This is a genomic window from Streptomyces dysideae (assembly GCF_001514305.1).
In the GTDB taxonomy this organism is placed as follows: Bacteria; Actinomycetota; Actinomycetes; order Streptomycetales; family Streptomycetaceae; genus Streptomyces; species Streptomyces dysideae.
In genome coordinates, this window is sequence record NZ_KQ949102.1 from 85,439 (window position 1) to 107,713 (window position 22,275).

Annotated in this window: 21 protein-coding genes and 2 pseudogenes; 12 read left to right on the plus strand and 11 right to left on the minus strand. The window is 72.0% G+C overall.

Features of this window, described 5'->3' with window-relative positions; all coding sequences use genetic code 11:
- The first annotated feature begins 97 nt into the window (after positions 1-97).
- A complete protein-coding gene (locus AQJ91_RS34075; protein ID WP_067029317.1) occupies positions 98-646 on the plus strand; it encodes a GNAT family N-acetyltransferase in 549 nt (182 codons plus the stop codon).
- Between the two features lie 19 nt (positions 647-665).
- Here AQJ91_RS34075 and AQJ91_RS34080 read toward each other — a convergent pair whose 3' ends face one another.
- A complete protein-coding gene (locus AQJ91_RS34080) occupies positions 666-1,208 on the minus strand; it encodes a GNAT family N-acetyltransferase (protein ID WP_234383208.1) in 543 nt (180 codons plus the stop codon).
- Positions 1,209-1,345: 137 nt separating this feature from the next.
- Between AQJ91_RS34080 and AQJ91_RS34085 the strand changes: the two genes are divergently transcribed.
- The 6 genes from AQJ91_RS34085 to AQJ91_RS34110 all read left to right on the plus strand — a co-directional run bounded on the left by AQJ91_RS34085 (position 1,346) and on the right by AQJ91_RS34110 (position 11,594).
- The gene (locus AQJ91_RS34085; RefSeq protein ID WP_067029319.1) at positions 1,346-5,836 is read left to right on the plus strand and encodes a non-ribosomal peptide synthetase; all 4,491 of its coding nucleotides are present in this window, start codon (positions 1,346-1,348) and stop codon (positions 5,834-5,836) included.
- Positions 5,833-6,948 (plus strand): acyl-CoA dehydrogenase family protein, encoded by a 1,116-nt coding sequence (locus tag AQJ91_RS52635; RefSeq protein WP_067029321.1) that lies wholly within the window; start codon positions 5,833-5,835, stop codon positions 6,946-6,948. Before AQJ91_RS34085 ends, AQJ91_RS52635 begins: the two co-directional genes overlap by 4 nt.
- Positions 6,949-7,058: 110 nt before the next feature.
- Positions 7,059-9,005 carry a carbamoyltransferase family protein gene (locus tag AQJ91_RS34095; protein ID WP_067029324.1) on the plus strand — a complete coding sequence of 649 codons (1,947 nt, stop codon included), beginning with the start codon at positions 7,059-7,061 and terminating at the stop codon, positions 9,003-9,005.
- Between the two features lie 22 nt (positions 9,006-9,027).
- Positions 9,028-10,527: a leucyl aminopeptidase family protein gene (locus AQJ91_RS34100; RefSeq protein ID WP_067029326.1), complete on the plus strand. Its 1,500-nt coding sequence runs from the start codon at positions 9,028-9,030 to the stop codon at positions 10,525-10,527.
- Positions 10,528-10,584: 57 nt separating this feature from the next.
- Positions 10,585-11,265, plus strand: coding sequence for an FMN-binding negative transcriptional regulator (locus tag AQJ91_RS34105; RefSeq protein WP_067029328.1), 681 nt, complete (start codon positions 10,585-10,587; stop codon positions 11,263-11,265).
- Positions 11,262-11,594, plus strand: coding sequence for a phosphopantetheine-binding protein (locus AQJ91_RS34110; RefSeq protein ID WP_067029330.1), 333 nt, complete (start codon positions 11,262-11,264; stop codon positions 11,592-11,594). The genes AQJ91_RS34105 and AQJ91_RS34110 overlap by 4 nt, the downstream gene beginning before the upstream one ends.
- A gap of 384 nt (positions 11,595-11,978) precedes the next feature.
- Here the strand turns inward: AQJ91_RS34110 and AQJ91_RS34115 are convergent.
- The 5 genes and pseudogenes from AQJ91_RS34115 to AQJ91_RS56320 form a co-directional block, all read right to left on the minus strand.
- A pseudogene (locus AQJ91_RS34115) lies at positions 11,979-13,208 on the minus strand (IS110 family RNA-guided transposase); the annotation flags it as partial.
- Between the two features lie 382 nt (positions 13,209-13,590).
- Positions 13,591-13,992, minus strand: coding sequence for a transposase domain-containing protein (locus AQJ91_RS53935; protein ID WP_199848090.1), 402 nt, complete (start codon positions 13,990-13,992; stop codon positions 13,591-13,593).
- A 919-nt stretch (positions 13,993-14,911) separates the two neighbouring features.
- Positions 14,912-15,163, minus strand: coding sequence for a GlsB/YeaQ/YmgE family stress response membrane protein (locus AQJ91_RS50535; protein WP_079085424.1), 252 nt, complete (start codon positions 15,161-15,163; stop codon positions 14,912-14,914).
- Entirely contained in the window at positions 15,160-15,378 is a 219-nt protein-coding gene (locus tag AQJ91_RS56315) for a LytR C-terminal domain-containing protein (RefSeq protein WP_067029336.1), read from the minus strand. The genes AQJ91_RS50535 and AQJ91_RS56315 overlap by 4 nt, the downstream gene beginning before the upstream one ends.
- Before the next feature lie 99 nt (positions 15,379-15,477).
- Positions 15,478-15,906 (minus strand): LCP family glycopolymer transferase, encoded by a 429-nt coding sequence (locus tag AQJ91_RS56320; protein WP_067029339.1) that lies wholly within the window; start codon positions 15,904-15,906, stop codon positions 15,478-15,480.
- Between the two features lie 109 nt (positions 15,907-16,015).
- Between AQJ91_RS56320 and AQJ91_RS34140 the strand changes: the two genes are divergently transcribed.
- The 3 genes from AQJ91_RS34140 (at position 16,016) to AQJ91_RS34150 (ending at position 17,980) form a co-directional block, all read left to right on the plus strand.
- The gene (locus AQJ91_RS34140) at positions 16,016-16,489 is read left to right on the plus strand and encodes a BlaI/MecI/CopY family transcriptional regulator (RefSeq protein ID WP_234383209.1); all 474 of its coding nucleotides are present in this window, start codon (positions 16,016-16,018) and stop codon (positions 16,487-16,489) included.
- A gap of 148 nt (positions 16,490-16,637) precedes the next feature.
- Positions 16,638-17,045, plus strand: a complete 408-nt coding sequence (locus AQJ91_RS34145; RefSeq protein ID WP_067029341.1) for a BlaI/MecI/CopY family transcriptional regulator — start codon at positions 16,638-16,640, stop codon at positions 17,043-17,045.
- Positions 17,046-17,050: 5 nt separating this feature from the next.
- Positions 17,051-17,980: a M56 family metallopeptidase gene (locus tag AQJ91_RS34150; protein WP_067029343.1), complete on the plus strand. Its 930-nt coding sequence runs from the start codon at positions 17,051-17,053 to the stop codon at positions 17,978-17,980.
- Positions 17,981-18,052: 72 nt separating this feature from the next.
- Here the strand turns inward: AQJ91_RS34150 and AQJ91_RS34155 are convergent, their stop codons facing one another.
- The 4 genes from AQJ91_RS34155 to AQJ91_RS34165 all read right to left on the minus strand — a co-directional run bounded on the left by AQJ91_RS34155 (position 18,053) and on the right by AQJ91_RS34165 (position 19,367).
- On the minus strand, positions 18,053-18,316 hold the full coding sequence (locus tag AQJ91_RS34155; protein WP_067029345.1) for a GlsB/YeaQ/YmgE family stress response membrane protein: 264 nt from the start codon (positions 18,314-18,316) through the stop codon (positions 18,053-18,055).
- 30 nt (positions 18,317-18,346) lie between these two features.
- Entirely contained in the window at positions 18,347-18,802 is a 456-nt protein-coding gene (locus tag AQJ91_RS34160; RefSeq protein WP_067029347.1) for a tellurite resistance TerB family protein, read from the minus strand.
- A 114-nt stretch (positions 18,803-18,916) separates the two neighbouring features.
- Positions 18,917-19,054, minus strand: coding sequence for a hypothetical protein (locus tag AQJ91_RS52650; protein ID WP_267891264.1), 138 nt, complete (start codon positions 19,052-19,054; stop codon positions 18,917-18,919).
- 91 nt (positions 19,055-19,145) lie between these two features.
- Positions 19,146-19,367: a hypothetical protein gene (locus AQJ91_RS34165; RefSeq protein ID WP_067029349.1), complete on the minus strand. Its 222-nt coding sequence runs from the start codon at positions 19,365-19,367 to the stop codon at positions 19,146-19,148.
- 91 nt (positions 19,368-19,458) lie between these two features.
- On the opposite strand from AQJ91_RS34165, the pseudogene AQJ91_RS50545 reads away from it, so the two are divergent.
- Together AQJ91_RS50545 and AQJ91_RS34170 are read left to right on the plus strand one after the other, a co-directional pair.
- Positions 19,459-19,686: pseudogene (locus AQJ91_RS50545) on the plus strand (CBS domain-containing protein); the annotation flags it as partial.
- A 229-nt stretch (positions 19,687-19,915) separates the two neighbouring features.
- Positions 19,916-20,782 (plus strand): alpha/beta fold hydrolase, encoded by an 867-nt coding sequence (locus AQJ91_RS34170; RefSeq protein WP_067029351.1) that lies wholly within the window; start codon positions 19,916-19,918, stop codon positions 20,780-20,782.
- Between the two features lie 186 nt (positions 20,783-20,968).
- On the opposite strand, the gene AQJ91_RS34175 is transcribed toward AQJ91_RS34170, so the two are convergent.
- Positions 20,969-21,850, minus strand: a complete 882-nt coding sequence (locus tag AQJ91_RS34175; protein WP_067029353.1) for a universal stress protein — start codon at positions 21,848-21,850, stop codon at positions 20,969-20,971.
- Between the last annotated feature and the right edge of the window lie 425 nt (positions 21,851-22,275).

Below are 22,275 nucleotides of genomic sequence, written 5' to 3' on the forward strand. Positions count from 1 at the left end.
CACCGCGTGACCGCCGCATGCCCCACCGCCGACGACGAGGGAACCGATGGCCGCTCAGCCCCCCGAAGCACCGCCTGCCATACCCGCCGCGCCTGGCGTGTCCCGCGCACCGCTCGGCGTCCCACCGCTGACCGACGGGGTCGTCCTGCTCAGGCCGATGCGCCCGGCCGACGCCGCGGCCGTGGCCCGGGCCGGCGACGATCCGGAGGTGGCGCGCTGGACGCCGTTCCCGGCGCCGTTCACCGAGGCGGACGCCCGGGCCTGGATCGAGGGACAGGAGCGGGCCGGCACGATCGACCTGGTCGTCACCGACCGGGACGACGACTCCGAGGTGCTCGGTTGGGTCGGCCTGCACGACGCCGACCTCACGCAGCGCCGGGCCGAACTCGGCATCTGGCTGGCCGCCGCCTCCCGCGGGCGCGGTGTCGGGCGACGCGCCATCTCCCTGCTCACCGACTGGGGCTTTCGTGAGCTCGGCCTGCTGCGGATCGCGGCGCTGTGCCTGAGCGGCAACACCGTGGGCCGACGGGCCATGCAGGCGGCCGGGTTCGTCCCCGAGGGCGTGCTGCGCGCCTACGAGGACGTCAAGGGCGTCCGCCACGACACCGCGATCCTCGGCATGGTCCACCCCGAACTGCGGGACTGACTCGACCGACCCCACTGCCTCAGATGCGCCGGACGAAGCTGACCCGGTCCAGGCCGGGGCCGTCGTAGTCGGGCTGGACCGGACGGCCCTCGAACTCGGCCGGCCCCGGTTCCGCGGTGAATCCCATTCGGGTGTGGAATGCGTACGACCCAGAATTCCCGGCGGACGTGATGGCCCGCACCACGCTGCGCCCGTGCGCCCTGCTGTATTCGAAGAACCGCTCGTAAAGGAATCGACCGAGACCGCTTCCCTGTTCTTCCGGGGCCACACCCACGAAATGGATATAGCTTTCCTCGGGCGTCGACTGCGACAGGAATCCGATGAGGAATCCGGTCATGGTGGCGTCCCGCTCGGCGATGAAGCTGCTCGTGGTGAAGTGCTGAAAGAAAAGGCGAGGCAACAGCAGTGCGCGCTGCACACTCCCCGCGCTGCCCTCGAACTCCCCCCACCAGTGGTCGAGTACACGCAGTACCCGCGCCTGGTCGTCGGCGTGCGGCGAACGGATTCGCATGTCCCTGAATTCAATTTCTGACATGAGCCGGATGTTAACACGCAGGCTCACTCCGGCCGATCCTCGGGCGGCCCCGGGTGGTTCCGTATGTGGCCGTGTCCGCTGGCGGCCAGTGAAGAGCCCTGTACGAAATCGCCGCCGGGTCGGCAGAATTCCCTTGTTTTCCTCGACGGTCATGGAGAAGAAATATGCCAGGCTCACTCTCCGCAGCAGCCGACGTCCGTGACCGGCTGCACTCCGCGGGATTCGTGCTCTTTCTGGAGGACGGGGCGCTGCGCTATTCGGCACCGCCCGGGGCGCTCACCGAGGAACTGCGCCGGGACGTACGAGCCTGCCGCGACGAACTCGTCGAACTGCTGCGCGCGGAGGCCGAGCGGGGCGACGGGCCGGGTGAGGACACCTGGGCCTTCACGGCCGACGCGGACGCGGCCGGCAGGCCCTTCCCGCTGACCGACCTGCAGCAGGCGTATCTCGTCGGTGAACAGGACTTCTACGACCACCCGGCACCCGCCGTGTTCGTCCACGAGTACCTGTTCCCGGCCGACGCGCCCCCCGACCCGGACGCCCTCGACGCGGCCCTCGGGCTGCTGCGCCGCGCGCATGGCGCGCTGCGGCTGGCCGTGTTTCCCGACGGCACCCAGCGGATACTGCCGGCCGAGGAAGACAAGGCGGACACGGCGGACGCGCAGGACACGGGCACCGCGTTGGTCGACCGCCGCGATCTGAGTGCCCGGTCCCAGGCGGCGGCCGAGGCCGAACTCCTCGCGCTGCGTGCGAGGCTCGCCGCGGACCTGCCCCCGTACACCGCCGGGCGTCCCTTCCTGCTCCGGCACATCACGCTGCCCGACGGCACCGTCCGGCTCCAGATCGCGCTGCGGCTGATCGCCTTCGACGGCGTCACCACCCAGCTCTTCTTCACGGAGCTGGCCCGATGTTGCGCCGACCCCGACTACCTGCCGCGCACCCTCTCGCTCTCCTTCCGCGACTACGTCGCCGGCCTCGAGGAACGCCGCACCACGGAGGCCCACCACGCGGCCCGCCGCTACTGGGAGCGCCGCACCGGCGAACTGCCCCCGGCCCCGCCGCTGCCCCTGCGCACCCCGGCCCCCGCCCCGCAGCCGGAGGCCAACGCCACCGAGGCCGCCCCGCAGCCGACCCCGGCCGCTGCCGGCGCCCCCCTGCGCCGTCTCTCCAACCGCCTGGACGCGGCCACCTGGGCCCGTCTGCGCGCCCACTCGGCGGCCGCCGGACTTCCCACCGGTACCGCCCTGTTCGGCCTCTTCGTCGACTGCCTGCACCGCTGGTCCGACGATGCCGCGGGCCTGCTCACGGTGCTCGCCGCGCACCGCCCCGGCAGCCACCCCGAGATGCCCCACGTCTGGGGCAACGCCAGCACCACCGTGCTCGTCGGCTACGGACCTGCCCGGCCCGAGCAGGCGTTCGCCGACCGCTGCCGGGCGCTGCAGGGCGGCCTGTACGCCGACCTGGCCGCCCTGGACGTGTCCGGCGTCGAGGTGAGCCGGCTCCTGCGGGGCCGCACCTCCGGCACCGGCAGCCCGGCCCCCGTGGTCTTCACCAGCGGCCTCGACCTCGTCGACGGCGCCCCCGGCGGCTTCCTGCTGCCGCTGCCGGGAGCCGAGCTGGCGCACAGTTCCATCAGCACCCCGCAGATCCTCCTCGACCACCAGGTCTACGAGGAGAACGGCGAGCTCGTCTGCAACTTCGACTACGCCGACAGCGCCTATCCACCCGGCATGATCGAGGACCTCGCCGCCTGGCACGCCGAGCGGCTGGCCGCCCTGGCCGCGGCCCCCGAGAACTGGACCCGCCCGGGCGCCGCCCCACTCCCCGCCGACCGGCTCGCCCCGCGCCGGCAGGCCAACGACACCGTCACCGAACTGCCCACCGGCGAACTGCACGACTTCGTCCTGCGGTCCTGCCGCACCGCCCCCGGCAGCCCCGCCGTCCAGGACGCCGAGGGCACCCTCGGCCGGGCCGCGCTCGACGCCGCCTCGGCGGCCCTCGCGCACCGGCTGCGCGACCTGGGCGTGGGCCGTGACCCCGGGCGACCGGACCTCGTCGCGGTCCGGGTGCCCCGTGGGCGCGCCCAGTCGATCGCCGTACTGGCCGTGCTGCGCGCGGGAGGCGCGTACGTTCCCGTCGACCCGTCCTGGCCGGCGGCCCGCGTCCGCACCGTGCTGGAGCACAGCGGCGCCCACGCGCTCATCGGCGACTCGTGGCCGCAGAGCGACGCCGCCCTGCCCGACGGGGTGCACCTCGTCCCTGTCGCGGCCCCCGGCGACGCCGGCAGCCCCCTCGGCCCCGACGACGCCGGCCCCCCCGACGGCATCGGCGGCCCGCTCGACCGGACCGCCTATGTCATCTACACCTCGGGCTCCACCGGCACCCCCAAGGGCGTCGTCATCGCCCACGGCGCGGCCGTCAACACCCTGCGCGATCTCACCGATCGATTCCGTCTGACGGCCCGTGACAAGGTGCTCGCCGTCTCCTCGCTCGCCTTCGACCTGTCGGTGTTCGACCAGTTCGCGCTGCTCGGCTGCGGCGGCACCGTGGTCTGCCCCCCGGACAGCGCGCACCCCGACCCGCAGGCATGGGCCGAGACCGTGCACCAGCACGGCGTCACCGTGTGGAACTCGGTGCCCGCCCTGCTGGCTCTCACCCTGGAGTACTTCGGCGAGCAGGCCCGCGAACTCCTCGCCTCCCTGCGCCTGGTCATGCTCAGCGGCGACTGGGTGCCCCCGGCGCTCGTCGAACGCCTCGCCCATGTCTGCCCTGGCGCCGAGGTCATCGCGATGGGCGGCGCCACGGAGGCGTCGATCTGGTCGAACTGGTTCCCCGCCGCGGAGTTGCCCGCCGACTGGCAGAGCGTGCCCTACGGCGTCCCGCTCGCCAACCAGACGATGCACGTCCTCGACGCGGCCATGGCCGACGTGCCCACCTGGGTGCCGGGCGATCTCTACATCGGCGGGGCCGGCCTGGCGACCGCGTACCTCAACGACCCGGAGCGCACCGCCGCCTCGTTCGTCCACCACCCCGGGACGGGGGAGCGGCTGTACCGCACCGGGGACCGCGCTCGCTATCGGCCCGGCGGGATCCTGGAATTCCTTGGCCGGGCCGACCACCAGGTCAAGATCAACGGTTATCGGGTCGAACTGGGCGAGATCGAGGCCGTGTTGGCCAAACTGCCGGGAATCCGCACGGCGGTCGCCCTGGTCGACACCGCCGCAGGTGAGCCGTTCCTCGCCGCCTTCGTGACCCGCGGGTCCGCGGCCGCGGACCCCGAGCCCGGCACGGCGCCTGGCGCCGTCCGGGCCCACGACGAGGACGCATTGCGCACGGAACTCTCCCGGGTCCTGCCCGCGTACATGGTCCCGGCGGCCGTACTGGACATCCCCGAACTGCCGCTGAGCGGCAACGGCAAGGTGGACCGCAAAGCCCTCCTCGCCCTGCTCGCCGACACGGCACGGCAGACGCCCGCGGACACCGGCGGCGCGGGGACGGCGACCGCGCCGAGCGCCGAACCGCCCGCGACCGAGCAGGAGTCCCGGCTGCTGCGGCTGTGGCGGGAACTGCTCGGCGAGTCCGTACGCGGTGTGCAGGACGACTTCTTCGCGTGCGGCGGCAACTCGCTGACAGCCGTACGGCTCTTCCGCAGCATCGAGACCGTCTTCGGGCGCAGGCTGCCGCTGGCGTCGCTGTTCCGCAACCGGACCGTACGCGCCCAGGCCGCGCTCCTCACCACCGGCGGCATCGCGGACGCGCGGACACCGGGCGACGACACCGGGCCGCTGGTCGGCTTCGGCGGCAGCGGTGCGCAACACGTGGTGCTGGTCCACCCGGTCGGCGGCGATGTTCTGTGCTACCGGGAGGTCCTCGCGGCCGTCGAGGCCTGCCCCGACACCACGGCCCGCGTCTCGCTGCACGGCCTGCGGGCCGCCGGACTGCACCAGGGCGAGGAACTCGCCGGCGGCCTCGCCACCATGGCGAAGCACTACGCCCGCACCCTGCTGGAGCGGCTGCCCGAGGGACCGCTGCACCTCGTCGGCTGGTCGATGGGCGGCACCGTCGCCCTGCACACGGCGGTGCTGCTGGAGCGGGAGGGCCGACCGGTGACCTCGCTGACGACGGTCGACGCCTTCGTCGGCCGTCCCGACGGCTGCACCCAGGCCCTGGACGCCCGGCTGGCCGGGTTCTTCGGAGACCTGACCGGACGCGGCGACATCACCGCCCACCTGCCCGCCGTCCGGCCGGACGCCCCCGACAGCGAACGGCTGCGGGAGGCCCACGACGCCCTGCTGGCCGCCGAAGTCCTGGAACGTCCCGTGGAACCGGCCGAGCTGGCCCGGCTGTTCACCGTGTACCGCAACAACTCCGAGATCCTCGAACGCCACACACCGACTCCCTGGCAGCCGGAGCCGCGGCCGGACGTACCGTCCCCCGCCTGGCTGTCGATCCGGGCCGAGCACACCCGACGCGACACCTTCCCCGGACTGCTGCCGCTCGACGAGGTGCTGGGCCGGACACGGCAGACGCTCACCGTCCCGGAAGACCACTACTCCGTGGTACGGGGACAGGCCGCCCTGCGGCTCGCCGACCGGATCCGCCGGGTCACGGCGGCCGCCCACGCCGCCGAACTGCCCGAAGGAGCCCGGGGATGAACCTTCTCAGAGCCGAACGCGCGCTGCTGGAACGCGCCCTGCCCGGATTCGACGACCGACTCGCCGAGTGGGGAGCCGCCGTCGAGGACGCGGACAGCGGCGTGCTGGAGGCGTTCCGTGCGGCAGGCGGCGGCAATCTCCTCATCCCCGAGGCCATGGGCGGCGCAGGCCTCAGCTGTCGCGACGGCGTCCTGCTGCAACGAGCCGTCGGCAGCCGGGCGCCCTCGCTCGCCGTGGCGTCGACCATGCACCACTACAAGGTGGCCTGGCTCGCCGACGCCCTCGGCGCCGAGGCGGCCCCGGTACTCAGGGACATCACCGCCCGGCGCCACCTCGTCGCCTCGTGCGGCGCGGAGGGACAGGTGGGCAGGAACCTGTTCACCCCCGGCATCGAGGTGTCCACCGCGCCCGGCGGACTGTTCGTGTCCGGCACCAAGCGCCCCTGCTCGCTGGCCCGTTCCATGGGACTGCTGTCCCTGTCGGCGACTGCCCCGGCGGGAAGCCTCTACGAAGGCAGGCTGCTGATCCTGATGATCCCCGCGGACGCCCTCGGCGTGCACCGGCAGCCGTTCTGGCGCAACCCGGTGCTGCGCGCCACGGAGAGCGACGCCGTCATCCTGGAGGAGGTGTTCGTGCCGGACGCCATGGCCATCAGCCTGGGCGACCCGGCGCTCACCCCGGAGCCCTTCACCTCGAACCTGCTGTGGTTCCAGATCCTCATCACTGCCTCCTACCTCGGTATCGCCACCGGCCTGGTGGAGCAGCTCTTCGCCGAGAAGCGGGGCACCGCGGGCGACCGCGCGGCGGCCCTGGCACCGCTGGAGTCGCAGTGCGCGGCGCTGGAGTCGCTCGCCCGCGCGGTGGACGACGGCCACCGCGACGAGCACCTCCTCGGCCGCACCCTGCTCGTCCGGTACACGGCGCAGCGGGCCATCGCGGAGGCCACCGACCGCGCACTGGAACTCGGCGGCGGCATCCCGTTCGTGACCGGCACCCGCAACGTCGACCTGCTGGCCGCCAGCCGCGCGCTGGCCTTCCACCCGCCGTCCGAGATCTCGATGCGCGAACGGCTCGACTCCTGGCTCGCCGGCGGCCCGCTCACGCTGGCGTGACAGCACGCCCCGCCCCCTCCCCATCCGAAAGACAGCCGAACAGCCAGCCCCCTCTCCCTTTCTCGAAGCCCCATCGACGCGCCACCACGGGCGCAGCGTCAGGAGAACCGATGATCGTCCTCGGCCTTCACTTCGGCCATGATGCGGCCGCGACCGTCGTGCGCGACGGGGCCGTCGTCTCGTACGTACTGCGCGAACGGCACACCCGCGTCAAGCACGCCGCGAGCCTCGACGTGGCCACGGTCCGCCGGGCGCTCGCCGTGGCGGGCGTACAACCCGGCGAACTCGACGCGGTCGCCGTCTGCTCCACCCAGAACGTGGAGCTGATCGTCGACGACCCCGCGGCGCTGTCCGTGACGTATCCCCGGACCGACCCCTTCGGTCGGCCCTGCTCGCTGCTTCAGCAGGAGCCGGACGCCGCCGAGCGGCGCGGCACCGGCACCCTGCTCCACTTCCTCTACGACCCCGACCTCGCCGCCACCTGGCTCGGCCGCTCCTACGCCCGTCTGTACCCCGAGCACACCTCCCTGGACCGCGCGGACGTCCCGGCCACGCCCTGGATCGACGACTTCGTCACCACCCCTGAATGGGACGCGGCCCGCGGCCTCGCGGACCTCGCGGCCACGCCGCTCGCCCCCGACGAGCGCCTGCGGTACGGCTTCCACCTGCCCGTCGAGGTGACGCTGGACGGGGTCACCGTCCCCGGCTACGCGGTCCACCACCACCTGGCCCACGCCGGCAGCGTGTACTACGCCTCAGGCCTCGCCGAGGCCGCCGTACTCACCCATGACGGCTACGCCGAGGGCGAGAGCTACCACAGCGGCATGTACTACCTGGGCCGCGGAAACGCGCTGTACCCGCTGTCCCCGCACCACCTGGGCCTGGGCGGCCTGTACGACCGGGTGGGCGCGGCACTGGGCCTCGGCGTCGTCGGCCCCGCAGGCAAGCTGATGGGCCTGGCCGCCTACGGCCGCCCCCGCTTCTACTCGTCGCGGTTCCTCGGGAACCACGCCGACCTGCGCGAGCGCTTCCCCGTGGACGTAGCCACCGCATGGCTGCGGCACTGCCGCCGCGAGGCGGAGCGGATGGGGTACGACCTCACCCCGTACGGCGATCCCGAGCAGGCCACGGCCCCGGTCAACGCCGACATCGCCGCCAGCACCCAGAAGCTCTTCGAGGAGACGCGGATGGAGGCGGTCCGGGCCCTGCACGCCGCGCTGGGCGCGGCCGGGCTGACGACCGGGGCGCTGTGCCTGTCCGGCGGGACCGCGCTCAACTGCCCCTCCAACAGCCGGATCGCCCAGGACGGACCGTTCCCACAGGTCTTCGTGGAGCCCGCCTGCGACGACGGGGGCATCGCCGTCGGCGCGGCACTCGCCGTCCACCACTCGATCCTCGACCGGCCGCTGCGGGAGCCGTCCGACGAGCCGCGCTTCCCGTCCCCGTACCTTGGCGCGGCCCCCGACGACGACGCCGTCGACCGGGCCGTGGCCGCCGTCGGCGACCGGATCCGAGTGGAGGACCTGCGCGACGAGGGGCCGGCCCGGCGGGCGGCGGAGGATCTGGTCGCGAACCGCGTGCTGGCCTGGTTCGACGGCGGCAGCGAGGCCGGGCCGCGCGCCCTCGGGCACCGCTCCATCCTGGCCGATCCGCGCGACGCGTCGAACTGGCCGCGCGTGAACCGCATCAAGACCCGGGAGAGCTGGCGCCCGTTCGCCCCGGCCGTGCTCGCCGAGCACGCCGCCGATTGGTTCCGCGACCTTCCGCTGCCGTCGCCGTACATGCTCTTCAACGCGGTCGTACGGCGCGCCGACATCCCGGCCGTCACGCATGTGGACGGCACCGCGCGGATCCAGACCGTGGACGCCTCGGCGGGCGGCTACCACGCGGTGATCTCCGCCTTCCACGACCGTACCGGGGTGCCCGTCGTGATGAACACGTCCCTCAACGGCCCCGGCGAACCGATCGTCGAACGGCCCGAGGAGGCCCTCGACCTCTTCCTCAAGACCGAACTCGACGTGCTCTACCTGTCCGGACTGCGGATCACCCGCGCCTGAAGCCTGACGAGGAACTCCCCCCATGAAACTCACCACGTGCGCAGACACGCCCGCCCAGTGGCGCGGAGAGGTGCTCGCCCTCGCCGTGCCGCAGGGCCCGGCCGACCAGAACCCGCTCGCCGGCCCCTGGCTGGCTGCCGTCGACGCCGCGCTCGACGGCGCCGTGTCGCGGCTGCTGGCGTACGACTCCTTCACCGGCGCCCGCGACGAACTGGTCACCGGACCCGGAGTCCCGGCACGCTGCGAACGCCTGGTGCTGATCGGCCTCGGCCGGCCCGACGCCGTCACCCCTCACACGGCCAGGCGGGCCGGCGCCGCCCTGGCCCGGACCCTGACCAGCGGCCCCAACCGACGGGTCGCGCTGGCCCTGGAGAGCTGGCACGTCGACGGCACCGACCTCACCGAACACCTCACGGAGGGCCTGAGCCTCGCCGTCCACTGCGGACGCTGGAACGTCCTGCCCGACCGCTTTCGCGCGGACTACGGCGCCGATCTGCCCAGGGAGCCGGAGACGGTGGAGCTGCTCGGCGCCGCGAGCGCGGAGCCGCTGACGCGGGCCGAGGCGTTCACCGACGCCCTGGTGCTGGCCCGTGAGCTGGTCGCCGCGCCCGCCAACCTGATCACCCCCGACCGGCTCGCCCGCGAGGCGACCGCGCTCGCCGCCGCCCACGACCGCTTTGACGTCGAGGTGTGGGACGAGGAGCAGTGCCGTGCGCAGGGGCTGACGGGATTCTGCGCGGCGGCCGTCGGCAGCGCCGCCCCGGCACGGTTCATCCGGATCAGCCACCGGCCCGCCACTCCGTCCGGTCCCCCCGTCGCCGTGATCGGCCTGGGCCTGACCTACGACGACCGTGGCGTCGCCCGCTCCGGCGGAGCCGTCGAAGGGGCGAAGAAATACATGGCGGGAGCCGGCGCCCTACTTGGCGCCGCGACCGCCCTGGCCACTCTGGGCGGTACGCGAGAGGCCCACCTGCTGATCCCCGCGGTGGCCAAGACCGCCGGCCCGAAGTCCCTGCACCTGGGCGACCTGGTGACAACCGCATCCGGGCTCACCGTCGAGGTGAACCACCCGGACGCACACGGCAGGCTCATGATGGCGGACGCCCTGCACCTGGCCGCCCGGCTGGGCGCCGAGCGCACGGTCGGTGTCTCGGCGCTCGGCCTGCCGGTCGCCGCGGCGCTCGGTCCCAAGGCCGCGGCGCTGTGGAGCACCGACGACGCCCTCGCGGCGGACCTCGCCGCCGCGGGCCGTGACGCGGGCGAACTCCTGTGGCGACTGCCGCTGGTCGATGAGTACGAGGACGAGCTGTGGGCCCCTTTCGCCAACCTGCGGTCCGCGGGCCCGGCCGGCGGCGACGGCGCCACGGCGGCCACGTTCTTGCGCCGTTTCGCCCCGCAGGGAGCGTGGGCCCACCTGGAGATCACCGAACCGGCCTGGTCCCCGCGTATCGACGGCTACTACAACGCGGGCGCCACCGGATACGGCGCGGGCACCCTGGCCCGCTGGCTCTGCGGTCCCTGAACCGGCTCCACCGGGCCCCTGCCCGGCCCTCACCTGTCCCTACCTGAGAGGCCTCCGATGTACGCTCCTCCCCTGTACCGCTCCGAGGACGTCGCTCAGCAGCACGACCTCATCGAGGCCAACCCCTTCGGGCTGATCACCGCCGTGGTCGACGGCCGGATCCACGGCACGCACATCCCGTTCGTGCTTGACCGCGGCCCCGAACCCGGCGACCGCGGGCGCCTGCGCGCCCACCTGGCCAAGACCAACCCGCTGGTCTCAGCCCTGGCCAAGGGCGACGAGGTGATGGTCGCCTTCCTCGGACCGCACTCCTACATCTGCCCCGACGACTACGCCACCGAGCCGCACTTTCCCACCTGGAACTACTCGGCCGTGCATGTGTACGGCCGCCCGCGGATGCTGGACGACGACGCCCAGCGCGTCCAGCTCGACGACCTGATCGCGGCCGAGGAGGCCCGACGGCTGCCCAAGCGCCCGTGGACGCTGGACCGGGCGCCGAGCGAGCTGGTCGAACAGTTCCGGGCCGCGATCGTCGCCTTCGAGCTGCCGATCGCGCACATGGACGGCATCTTCAAGTACGGCCAGAACAAGACGGCGGAGGACCTCGACGCGCAGATCGCGGCCTTCCGCAGCCACCCTGCCGATCACTCGGCACGGATGGCCGACCTCCTGCACACCCACAACACGGCCAAGCTCGACACCCCCACCACACCCCGCACGGAAAGGCCCGGCAGATGACCGCCTGCTCCGCCCAGGACATCCAGAACAGCTGTGGCATATCGAACATGCCGAACCTCACGGAGTTCACGGAACTGCGAGCCCGCATCGCCGACATCTGGCGAGACCTCTTCGCCGAGCCGGACATGCGCATCGAGGACTCCGACAACTTCTTCGCCCTGGGAGCCTCCTCCCTGCTGGCCATGCGGATGGCAACAGCGGTCGCCGAGCAGTGCGGCGTCCCCCTGACGGTCCTCACCGTGGCCGAGAACCCCACCCTCGCGGGCCTGGCCGAACAGGTACGGGAACTCGCCGCGGCGGAGGGGGCTCGGGAGGTCGGCGAGCTGTGACGCGGGCCGACGGGGGGTCGGACCGGTACGGCTCCTCGCCGTTGGGCCGTACCTGATCGGGAAGTTGGGCGGCGTGAAGTGGCCTGGGGGTGTCCTGATCAGGCGACTAGTGCCCCGGCAGGCAACGTTCGCCCGTTAAGGAGCGGCGTCCGGTGCGTGCTCTCGGCGTGCCGGGTACATGCCCTCGTACTGGACGTACCTGGGTTTGTGCCCGGTGCGGCGAGTGGGGGCACCTCCCACGCCCTTGAGGCAGTGGGGGAGCGTGCCGGGCGTCGCGACGGGGCGAATGTTGCCTGTTGGGGCACTAGCTTGACTCTGGTCCGAAAATAGAGGATGAGTCCAGGTTAGTGAGGTGGCCCCTGGTGTGCGTTCATGCGGCTTCGATGGGTCGAAGCGGACGGTGAAGCCGAGGGCGTTGGCCTGTCGGGTGATGCGGCGCATGGCGCGCTCGGGGTCGTACTCGGCGTAGTAATCGCCGCCGAGATCGGCGTACTCCACGTTGTCAGTGAGTATGTGCCAGACGGCGATGAGGATGGAGTGTTCGAGGGCGACCAGTGCCTTCTTCTTGCCGAGGCGGGGCATGAGCTGGTGGTAGCGGGCGCCGAGGTAGGTGGTGTTCTTGGTGCGGGAGGCGGCCATGGCCGCGGTGCCCAGGGCGGCGTTGAGCCAGCGGTTGCCGTGGCGTCGTCTGCCGGATTTGTGTTTGCCGGCGGATTCGTGGTGGCCGGGGCAGACCCCGGCCCACGAGGCCAGGTGGCCGGCGGTCGCGAAGCGGGCCATGTCGCCGCCGGTCTCGGCGATGAGGGCCTGGGCGGTGGCCCGGCCGACGCCGGGGATGGTTTCAAGCAGCTCCAGTTGGCGGGCGAAAGGGAGCATCTCCTCCTCGATCCGCGCGGACAGCCCGCCGATGGCTTCGGTGAGGTGGTCGATGCGTTCCAGGTGGAGCCGGCAGAGGAAGGCGTGGTGTTCGCCGAAGTTCCCGGTCAGGGCCTCGACGAGGGCGGGGATCTTGGGGCGCATGCGGGCTTTGGCCATGTCCGCCAAGGTGTGGACATCGCGTTCGCCGTCGATGAGGGCGGCGAGCATGGCCCGTCCGGAGACGCCCATGATGTCGGTGGCCACGCTGGAAAGCTTGATGCCCGCGTCCTCCAGTTCCTTCTCCAGCCGCTGGACTTCGCGGGACCTCTCCATGGTGAGGCTGGTGCGGTAGCGGGTGAGGTCCCGCAGGTGACGAATGGGCTCCGGCGGTACGAAGGAGGCTTTGCGCAGGCCGCATTCGCCCAGCTGGCACAGCCACTGGCTGTCGGCGACGTCGGTCTTGCGGCCGGGCAGCCCCTTGGCGTGTGCGGCGTTGACCAGGATCACGTTCAGGCAGTCCTCCAGCAAGTAGAACACCGGCCGCCAGTAGTCGCCGGTTGCCTCCATCACCACCAGGGTCACCTGTTCGGCGACCAGCCAGTCCCGCAGTTCCAACAGCGCATTGGTCATGGTCGCGAACGTTCGGATCTCCTGCCTGCGGGAACGCCTCCCGCCCGGATTCGGGGTGCGTACACAGGCTTTGAGATCCTTCTTGCCGATGTCCAGCGCGGCACACCGCTGGTGCAGTACGTCCATGGGCCCCTCCCCGAGCAACGGCGGCGGTGCGCGCCGTCCGGAGGAACCACAGGGCTGAAGAGTCTGGTCCGCGTGCTGCTGCAACAATCGACGGTCCCTGTCAGCGGTCCCCACACGCCATCCTGACGCGCGAGCTCACAGGCATCACAGTGAAACCGGCGTTCCGGACGGACACGGGCCCATTTTCCCGCCTCCACGGCGGCCGCGCAGCGGCTTGGGTTCCTGACGCGTAAATAACTGCGGGACGATGACCGGCCCCGAGGCGGTGGGCACGGCGAGCCGTCCCACTCCGTGGGTGGAGAGCAGTGCCCGGCATGACGCGGGAGGAGCAGCGGGTAGCCGAACGCGCGGGCCCTGCCGATGTGTTTGCGAAAGTGCCAGGTCACCGCTTTCTCGTCGGGAGCGGACAGGGTGGTGCCGTCCACGGCAACCAGGCGCAGGCCCTGGTAGAAGGCGCAGGACTGGCGGGGGTCGGCCACTGGTCCGGCCAGGATCGAGAAGAGGTGGCGCAGCGGTCCGCTCCCAGCCGGCGCCGGGCACGTGCCAGCGGCGAGGCCCACCGGCGGGCCACGGGCACACTGCCCAGCCCCGCCGTGAGCTTGCCCCACACAGCCTGGTAGGAGGATCGCTCGAAGAAGGCGAGAGCCGGCACGAAATACACCACGACGCGCGCCGGGAGCAGCCGCAGCCACTGCTGGAGGACACCGGTGTCCTCCAGAACCGCGTCGACCAGCTCAGGGTCGATGATCTCGGTCAACTCGCCCAGATGGCCAGGCGCGTACACATCCAGGACTGTCGCGCCGGACCTGACACTGACAGAATTCTGCGGCAACGGGACCTCCGGAACACTCGCAATGGCTTCGACACCATGCGAACTACCAGAGGTCCCGCCCCTTGACAGGGCGCACACATCCTTGACGCACCGGTGTTGCCGCCGGGTGGTGTAGCGGATCAAGGCGCCGGAATCCGCAGGTCGGGGACGGTGGCTCCGCCAGGCCGGGTGCTCAACTCGTCTCAGCAGGGCGCCTCGTGGACTGCCGCCTCTCCGGAGATCGCCAGGGGCCTCGTACCGGAACGCGTAACGCTTGATCCCTTACAGGGTCTTCGAAGTTGAGCGGTGCGCGGACGCCGGGCGCCGACTGGTAAGCCGCGAGGATGTGACAGTTTCCGCGGGAGTGTCACATCCTCGCGGCTTACGAGGGCCCTGGGGGCGGACGCCGACCAACAGGGGCGCACCGCTCAAGTTCGAAGACCCCCCTTACACCACGACGCGGGACACGACCAGACGGAGGACGTCAGCTTCTCCGTCTCGTACTGGCGGGGCGAGGTCCGCATCGAGGTGGCTGACGGTTCATGCTCCCCCTCCGGCCGGACGCTACACATTCAATCTGGCATGCCCGTCCGGTGCGCTTCGTGCCCGTGGTCGGCGGAACCCCCCTGCCCCACCTCGCGGAGGAGGAGCCGGAATGGGACTGAAGCCTGCCGAGCTGTGGAGCCGGTTCGACGGGCAAGGCGGGAGCTGCTTCAGGTGCGAGCGGACCGGACTTCCCGTGACGGAGATCGGCGATATCACCGTGGCAGGCGAGACCTTCGCCCTCCAAGCCTGGCGGGGGCTGGTGGACGGCCGGTCCCGGGCACCGGCCGGGTCAACGAACGCGTCGTGTCCGCCCTGGCCTCGCCGACCATTTGACCCTGGCCAGCCGTCAGTCGCGGGAATTGCCGAAGAGGAGGCGGTAGGCGATCAGCAGGACCAGGGAGCCGCCGATGGCCGCGCCCCAGGTGGCGAGGTCGAAGAACTGGTTCTGTATGGGCCGGTCGAGGAGCTTGGCGGAGAGCCAGCCGCCGGTGAAGGCTCCGGCGATGCCGATGAGGGTGGTGCCGATGAGGCCGCCCGGATCGCGACCGGGCAGAAGAATTTTGGCGACCGCTCCGGCCAGGAGTTCCAGGCTGGTCAGCCGCGCAGGCCGGGGTAGTCGGAGCCGATGGCGAGGGTCACCGCCCCGGGCGTGGCGGCCGGGTCCTGATCGGTGGTGACGGTGGCCTTGAGGCGGGCGCTCAGCGCCTTGGCCTGCCATTCGAGGCCGGGCGGGTGGCTGACGGTGGTCTGTCCCGCGGGCGCGTTGCCGGTGCCGGTGACGGTGTAACCGGCGGCGCGCAGCCGTTCGGCCACCTGAGCGGCGTGGCCGGGCGTGCCGGTGCCGTTGAGGACCTGGACGGTGATGGTGCGGGCCGGGACCGGCTCGGCGGTGGTCAGTTCGTCCTTGTCGACTTAGGCGGGTATCTGCACCCAGGAGTCGCGGGGCAGGGAGACGACGGCGGCCCATTTCCGGTTCGCGGCGACGTGCAGCACCATCAGGGTGTCCGACTGCATGGTGGTCAGGCCCTTGCCGTACTCGGCGTTGTCGCCGTCGCGGCTGTCCGAGTCGACCACCAGGATGTTCCTCGCGCCGGGGCTGAGGTTGGCCGGACGGTCCCCGCCGATCTTGTTGTCGATGCCGGCTGCCTGGATGTTGCTGTCGAGGCGCTGGTACAGCCAGTAGCCCGTGCCACCCACGACGACGAGCAGTACGGCAAGGGCGGCACCGGTGAAGGCCAGGATCCTCCCGCGCCGGTTCAGCCGGGTCCTGGTGCGCCGGTGCCCCTGGGGCCGGGCATCCGGGCCGCGGCGTCCGCGGGATGCGCCAGGCTGCCTGTCCACGTGTCCCCCTCCCCCTGTCGCCCGATCCGACGGGTCGGCGGCGCCCGCTTCCGTGCCGGCGGGTCAAGAATCTACAACGGCGTAGAAGATGATGGGGGCAGGGGGCATCGTGAGCGTGTGCGAGGGCATGTTTCTGTGCCTCTTGTCCGGCAGCGACGGAGAGGAGTGGCAGGTGGTGGAGGAGAAGCAGGACGGGCTGCCGCCGCGTGGGCGCCCCCGTAGAGGGCCGGGCGAGCTGGAGGCCAGTGTGCTTGCCGCGCTGGTCGGCGCGCCGGGGCCGGTGACGGCAGGCTGGGTGCGGGAGCGGATCGACCCCGCTCTCGCCTACACCACGGTGGTGACCACGCTGACGCGGTTGCACGGCAAGCAGGCCGTGGTGCGCCGCCGTGAGGGACGCTCCTACCGGTGGAGCGCCGTCGTCGACGCGGCGGGGCTGGCCGCCCGGCGCATGCACCAGGTCCTCAACAACGAGAGCGACCGGGGGGCGGTGCTCAGCCGGTTCGTCGCCGAACTGCCCCCGGACGACGAACGGTCGCTGCGGCTGAAACTCGGCACCACCAAAAGCGCGGGTACAGGCAGTTGAGGGGTCCCGCTGCGCCAGGGCGGGCCCCTTGCTCAGCCCGTGGAAGTGGACGTCGTGGAAACGGCGTCGGGCGGGCGGACGACGGGCTCAGTACGATGAACCGCCCCCGCGGCGGCAGGCGGGGACGGGAGACGGGGAGGTTGACGGTATGGCGGACCAGAACAGGGGCGGTACCGAGCAGTCCCCGCGCCGACGCGGCCAGGGGGAGCTGGAGGGGCAGGTGCTCGCCGTGCTGGGCCAGGCTCCCGGGGCGGTTCCTGTGGCCTGGGTCCAGGAGCGCCTCGGCGGCACCCTCGCCTACACCACGGTGATCACCATCCTGACCCGGCTGCACGCCAAGGGCGCGGTCGCCCGCCGGCGGGCGGGCCGTTCGTTCGAGTGGACCGCCGTCGCCGACGCCGCCGGGCTGGCCGCGTTGCGGATGCGGAGGGTCCTGGACGCCGAGAGCGACCGGGAGGCGGTCCTGGCCCGCTTCCTGACCAGCCTGACGCCGGGGGACGAACAGGTGCTGCGCGATCTGCTGGCAGCCCAGGGCCCCGGAGAAGGGGAAGGCTGAACGCCATGGGGGTCTTCGTCTTCCTGCCGCTGGTGCTGCCGTTAACGGCCTGGCCCATCGCCCGCCTTGCCGAACAGCATCTGCATCCCAGGGCGGCGACCTGGCTGCTGTCGGCCGTCGCCGGAGTGCTCGCGGTGTGCAGCACCCTGTGCCTGGCCCTGCTGATGGTGGTCGGCACCGCGCAGCTGCCCGGCAACCCGCTGCCCGACGGCTGGTCCGACCCTGAGGTCCGCGAGGCGGTGCCCTACGACGAGATCGCGGGCAAGGCCGCCATCCCCGCCCTGATCGCGGTGCTCGCCGCCTGTACGCGGACGGCGTGGCGCCACCACCGCGTGCGCCGCCGGGCCGAACGCGCCCTTGCGGGCCTGCCGGCAACGCCGGTGGCGGTGCTGCCCGACGAACAGCCGTACGCCTACGCGCTGCCCGGCAGGCGGAACCGGATCGTGGTCACCACCGGGATGCTGGCCGGGCTCGGTTCGGCCGAGCGGCGGGCGCTGTTCGCCCACGAGCGCGTCCATCTGGCCCGCCGCCACCACCGGTTCCTGCTCACCGTGCAGCTCGCCGCACGGGCCAACCCCTTCCTGCGGCCCCTGCGGACCGCCGTCACGTACTTGGCCGAGCGGTGGGCGGACGAAGAGGCGGCCGGCGCTGTCGGCAGCCGGCGCACCGTGGCACTGGCGATCGGCAAGTCCGCACTGATCTCCCGGGGGGCGCCCATCGCCACGCTCGCGCACTTCGCGGCCCCAGGTCCAGTACCGCGCCGGGTCGCCGCCCTGCTCGGGCCGGCTCCCGCCACACGGATCTGGCCGCCGGTCTTCACCAGGGTGGGCCTGGCCGCCTGGACAGCTGCTGCGGGCACCACCGCATCGGCGCTGTCCTCGGCGAACGCGGCTGTCACCCTGTTCCTCATCCTGCACGCCGCCACCCCGATGTAGCCGGAGCCGCCGTGCATGGCGAGAAGGGGTGCTGCCGCCCGTCCGGCGGCAGCACCCCGTCCGGCTGCCAGGTCAGTGGCGGGCTTTGAAGCGTTCGAGTGCGGCCACGCCCACGGCGGCGAGTCCGATCTGGATGAGCCATTCGATCCAGTCGACGCCCTTGGTGTCCGCCACTCCCAGGCCCGCGGCGATACCGGTGCCGACGAAGGCCGCGGCGATACCGACGCCGATCGTCCACAGCACGCCGATGCGCTGACGGCCCGGCAGAACCAGCCGTCCCAGCGTGCCCACGATGACGCCGATCACGATGGCACTGATGATCCCGGAGATCTCCATACTCGTCCCCTTCCCTGCCCCGCGTGGGGCTTAGAGGTCGAACTCGTGCGGCGGCAGGTCGAGGGTGAAGCAGGCCTCGCGGACGATCGCCTGCTCGGTCTTGTCGAAGTCGCCGTCGGCGCCGCCGATGACGATGCCGATCTGGATCACGGCGCGGGCCTCGGCGGGCTTCTTCTTCGCCTTGGCGATCTCCTGCAGCACGCTGACCTTGCCGAAGTCGAAGTCGGCCGTCAGCTTGTTCAGATTGTCCTCGAAGCGCCGCTGAAGGTCCATGGCATCGAAGTTCTGCAGCACCTCGTTGGTGGCGATCAGCTGCGCCACCCGGCGACGCTCGGACGGGTCGATCGTGCCGTCCGCGGCGGCGACCAGCGCGCACATCGCCATGGAAGCGTCACGGAAGGCGCCGCTCTTAAGGTCGTTCTTCTTCGCATTGAGCTGGGTCTGCATCGTCGATGCGGACTCCTTGATGCGGTCCCACAGGGCCATGCCAACTCCACACGTCTCAGGGGCCATCCGGGCCGAAACGGGGGACGGCCCGGACAACCACTCCTTCTACATTGATGTAGAAGCTACCAGGGGTGGCAAGAGCGCGAGGGCTCCTCAGTCCTCGCCGCCCTCCTCGTCCTCGTCGTCGCCTTCGAAGAAGTCGCCCACCTCGTCGACGACTTCGGCCGCGACCATGCCACCGACCACACCGACGGCGAGGCCCGCCGCGCCGGCGGCGACCACGGTTCCCATGCCGGGCCCCGAGCGGTGCCCGTGGCCCTCGGTTCTTGATCCCGCCGGGCGGCAGGCCCTGAAAGGGGGTCCGCCGCCCGGCGGAAGTGGGTTACTTGGCGGAGGTGTCGAGCGCGGCCAGGGCCTGCGCCCAGCGCGCGTACTTCAGCTCGGCCAGATCGGCGACCGTCTTGACGCCGAACGCCTCCTGAAGGAGGTCACCCTGCCGGTCCGAGACCCCCTTCAGCGCGGAGACCGGCGCGGCGAGGATCTCCGGCAGACTCTTGTCCGCCCACGCCTTGTCCAGCACCTTGTCCAGGTCGATCGAAGCCACGACAGCCCTCCCAGGGAAAGGACTCCAGCGAGGCCGGGCTGCCGATCACCAGCGAGGTCACCGTGATGCCCAGCTGGGCGCCGGAAAGCTGGACGCCCTGGGCGCCGCCGAGCGCACCCGGCCCTTCCCGCGCAGCGCCCTGCACCCGGTCATCCAGGTCGAGATCGACACCCCGCTGGACGGCACCATGACCGCCATACGCGCCGCCGGCACCCACCTGGCCGCCGTCACCGGAAAGAAGGGCACTGTCATCGGCTTCGTGACCATGGAAGACGTCCTGGAGGAACTGGTCGGCCCCAGCCCCTCCGGGGCGGCCTGAGCCGTCCGGCAGCCGGGACGGTTGCGACCTTGGGAGCGATTGAGATCGGGGCGTGCCGGCCTGGCGAGTCGGCTGATGGGTGATCAGCAGGCGGCCTGCCGGACGAGCACCGGTTCGGTACAGGGCAGGGTGGGAACAGGCCGCACGGGCCCAGGCTTGCGTCACAACTTCCCCAACTCGTGCGGCCCTTCTCGCGTCACGGGCCGGAGCGAGGCGCGATACTCGCCCAGTGGACTCGATCTACCGCAGTACGGCGGGCAAGGAGCTCATCCGGCGCTGGTGCCTCGACCAGCTCGCCGCATGGCCGGTACCGCATGAACGGAAGACGGTGACCGCCAAGGACGCGCAGACCCATATTGTCCTCGCCGGCTCCGGCGCGACGACGGTCGTGTTCGTCCCGGGCACCAATTTCAACGCCGCCGCGTCCCTGCCGCTGGCCACGGCCCTGGTCGCCGCCGGCTACCGGGTCCTGCTGGTGGACGTCCCTGGCCAGCCCGGTCTCAGCTCTGGCGAACGTGGTCTCTCCGGCGGCCGGCTGTCCTGGTATGGGGCGTGGTTGAGCGAGGCGATCGAGAAGATCTCGTCCGGGCCGGTAGCGGTGATGGGCCACTCCTTCGGTGCCGCCATTGCCCTGTCCAGCGACTCTGCCCGGATCGGCCGGCTCGTTCTGGTTTCCCCTGGCGGACTGACCAGGCTGAGGTTGACCCCCACGGTGCTGGCCGCCTCGGCCGCCTGGTTCCTGCGGCCCGCACCGACGCACAGTGCCCGGCTCCTGCGCGCCATGCTCGCGCCCGGCCATCCACCGCGCGAGGAACTGGTGAACTGGATGACACTGGTCGCCCGGCACTCGCGCTCCAGCGGGGCGCCCGGCGCTGCCACCCTGCCCGCGCGGTCCATTCCCCGCCTGGTCGTCACCGGGGAGCACGATGTCTTCCTCCCTCCGCGGCGGCTCGGCCCGGCAGTGCGCGGCACGCTCGGCGCTGAGCTGGGTGTGGTCTCCCAGGCCGGACACCTCGTGGTCGAAGAGCGCCCCGAATACCTGTCCACCTTGCTGGACAGTCCGGGCCAGTCCGCCTCCGACGCCCCCGTGGGGTAGCCGATCATCCGAGTGCCGTCTGCCAGCCGTATCCAGGACTCGGGCCCACACAAGCGGGGCACTCCTGACGCTCCCCAAGTCGTCAGCCTGCCGGGCAGGAACGCTGTGGCATCGACGGACCTGACCGGGCGGGCGCCGCAGCGCAGGGCCGCGCCAAACTGCCACCTCCCCGATGCGCTGTCCTGGTCAGGTCAAGTCAGACCGGACGACGGCGACGGGGCAGTGCGCGTGATGCAGGACAGCCTGGCTGACCGAGCCGAGCAGCAGCCCCGCGAAGCCGCCCCGGCCCCGCGCCCCGACGACAACGAGCTGGGCGCTCTCGCTCGCCTCGATCAGCGCCGGACGGGTGCGGTCCTGCACCAGACGGCGGCGGACCGTGACGCCGGGGTACCGCGTCAGGTGACCGGACAGCGCCTCGGCCAGCAGCCGCTCCTCCTCGTCGCGGAGCCGGTCCACGTCGTACAGCACGGCGGGCGGATCCCCGGGGCCGTGGTACGCGCGCTCGGTCCAGGTGCTCCACGCGTGCAGAGCGAGCAGGCCCGTACCCCGCAGCGAAGCCTCGGCAAAGGCGAAGTCGACCGCCCTCTCCCCGGCCGGGGAGCCGTCGACGGCCAGCAGCACGGGGCCGGTGGGATCCGGCCGCCCCCGCACGACGACGACCGGACAGTGCCCATGGGCGGCCAGGTGCACGGCCACCGACCCCAGCAACAGACTATTGAACGTGCCCAGCCCCCGGCTGCCGACCACAACCAGCCCCGCCGCACGCGACTGCGCCGCCAGCACCCCTACCGGCTCACCGCCGATCACGGCGTGGGACACCTCCACCTCCGGGGCTACAGCGCGCGCCCGCGCGACCGCTTCGGCCACCGTGCGTTCGACCAGCCGGTGCAGCTCACCCTCGACCGGCCCCAAAGGCGACGGTCCGAGTGGTGCATGCAGGCCGGGCCAGACGAACGCGTGCACCACCCGCAGCCCGATCCCGCGCATCGATGCCTCCCCCGCCGCGACCTCCACTGCGGCAAGACTCGGCTCCGAGCCGTCCACTCCCACCACCACGGGTCCGCTCATGATTCCTCTCCCATCCCGCGCAGAGCACGGCACGGCATCTCCAGACTCACGCAGGTTCCCGGCCGTCGCCACGGGCCGGGCGACGGCCACCAGGGCCACCCGGCCTCCGGTCCGCCGACGGCGGAAGCCGCACCGACGCCCTCGCGGAGTTCACGGCCGCGCACCATGCCCCATCTGCTGGGCTGTGGTGCACACGACAGATGATGGATCTCGTGGCCCGAGACACAGGTGATCCACGACCGGTGAGCTCTCGCACCCGGTGACCGCTGCCCCAGCTGCCTGCCCTCCGGCCAGTCGGTCTTTGCCCGCCGGGTCGCGGCACGGGCGGCCGGATCCTGGTCGGCGAACCCGGTTTGGCGCCCGCACCCTTTAAGATCCACACCTGTTGGAGCGCCGGAACAGGTCTGCGAGGAATCGAATCACCC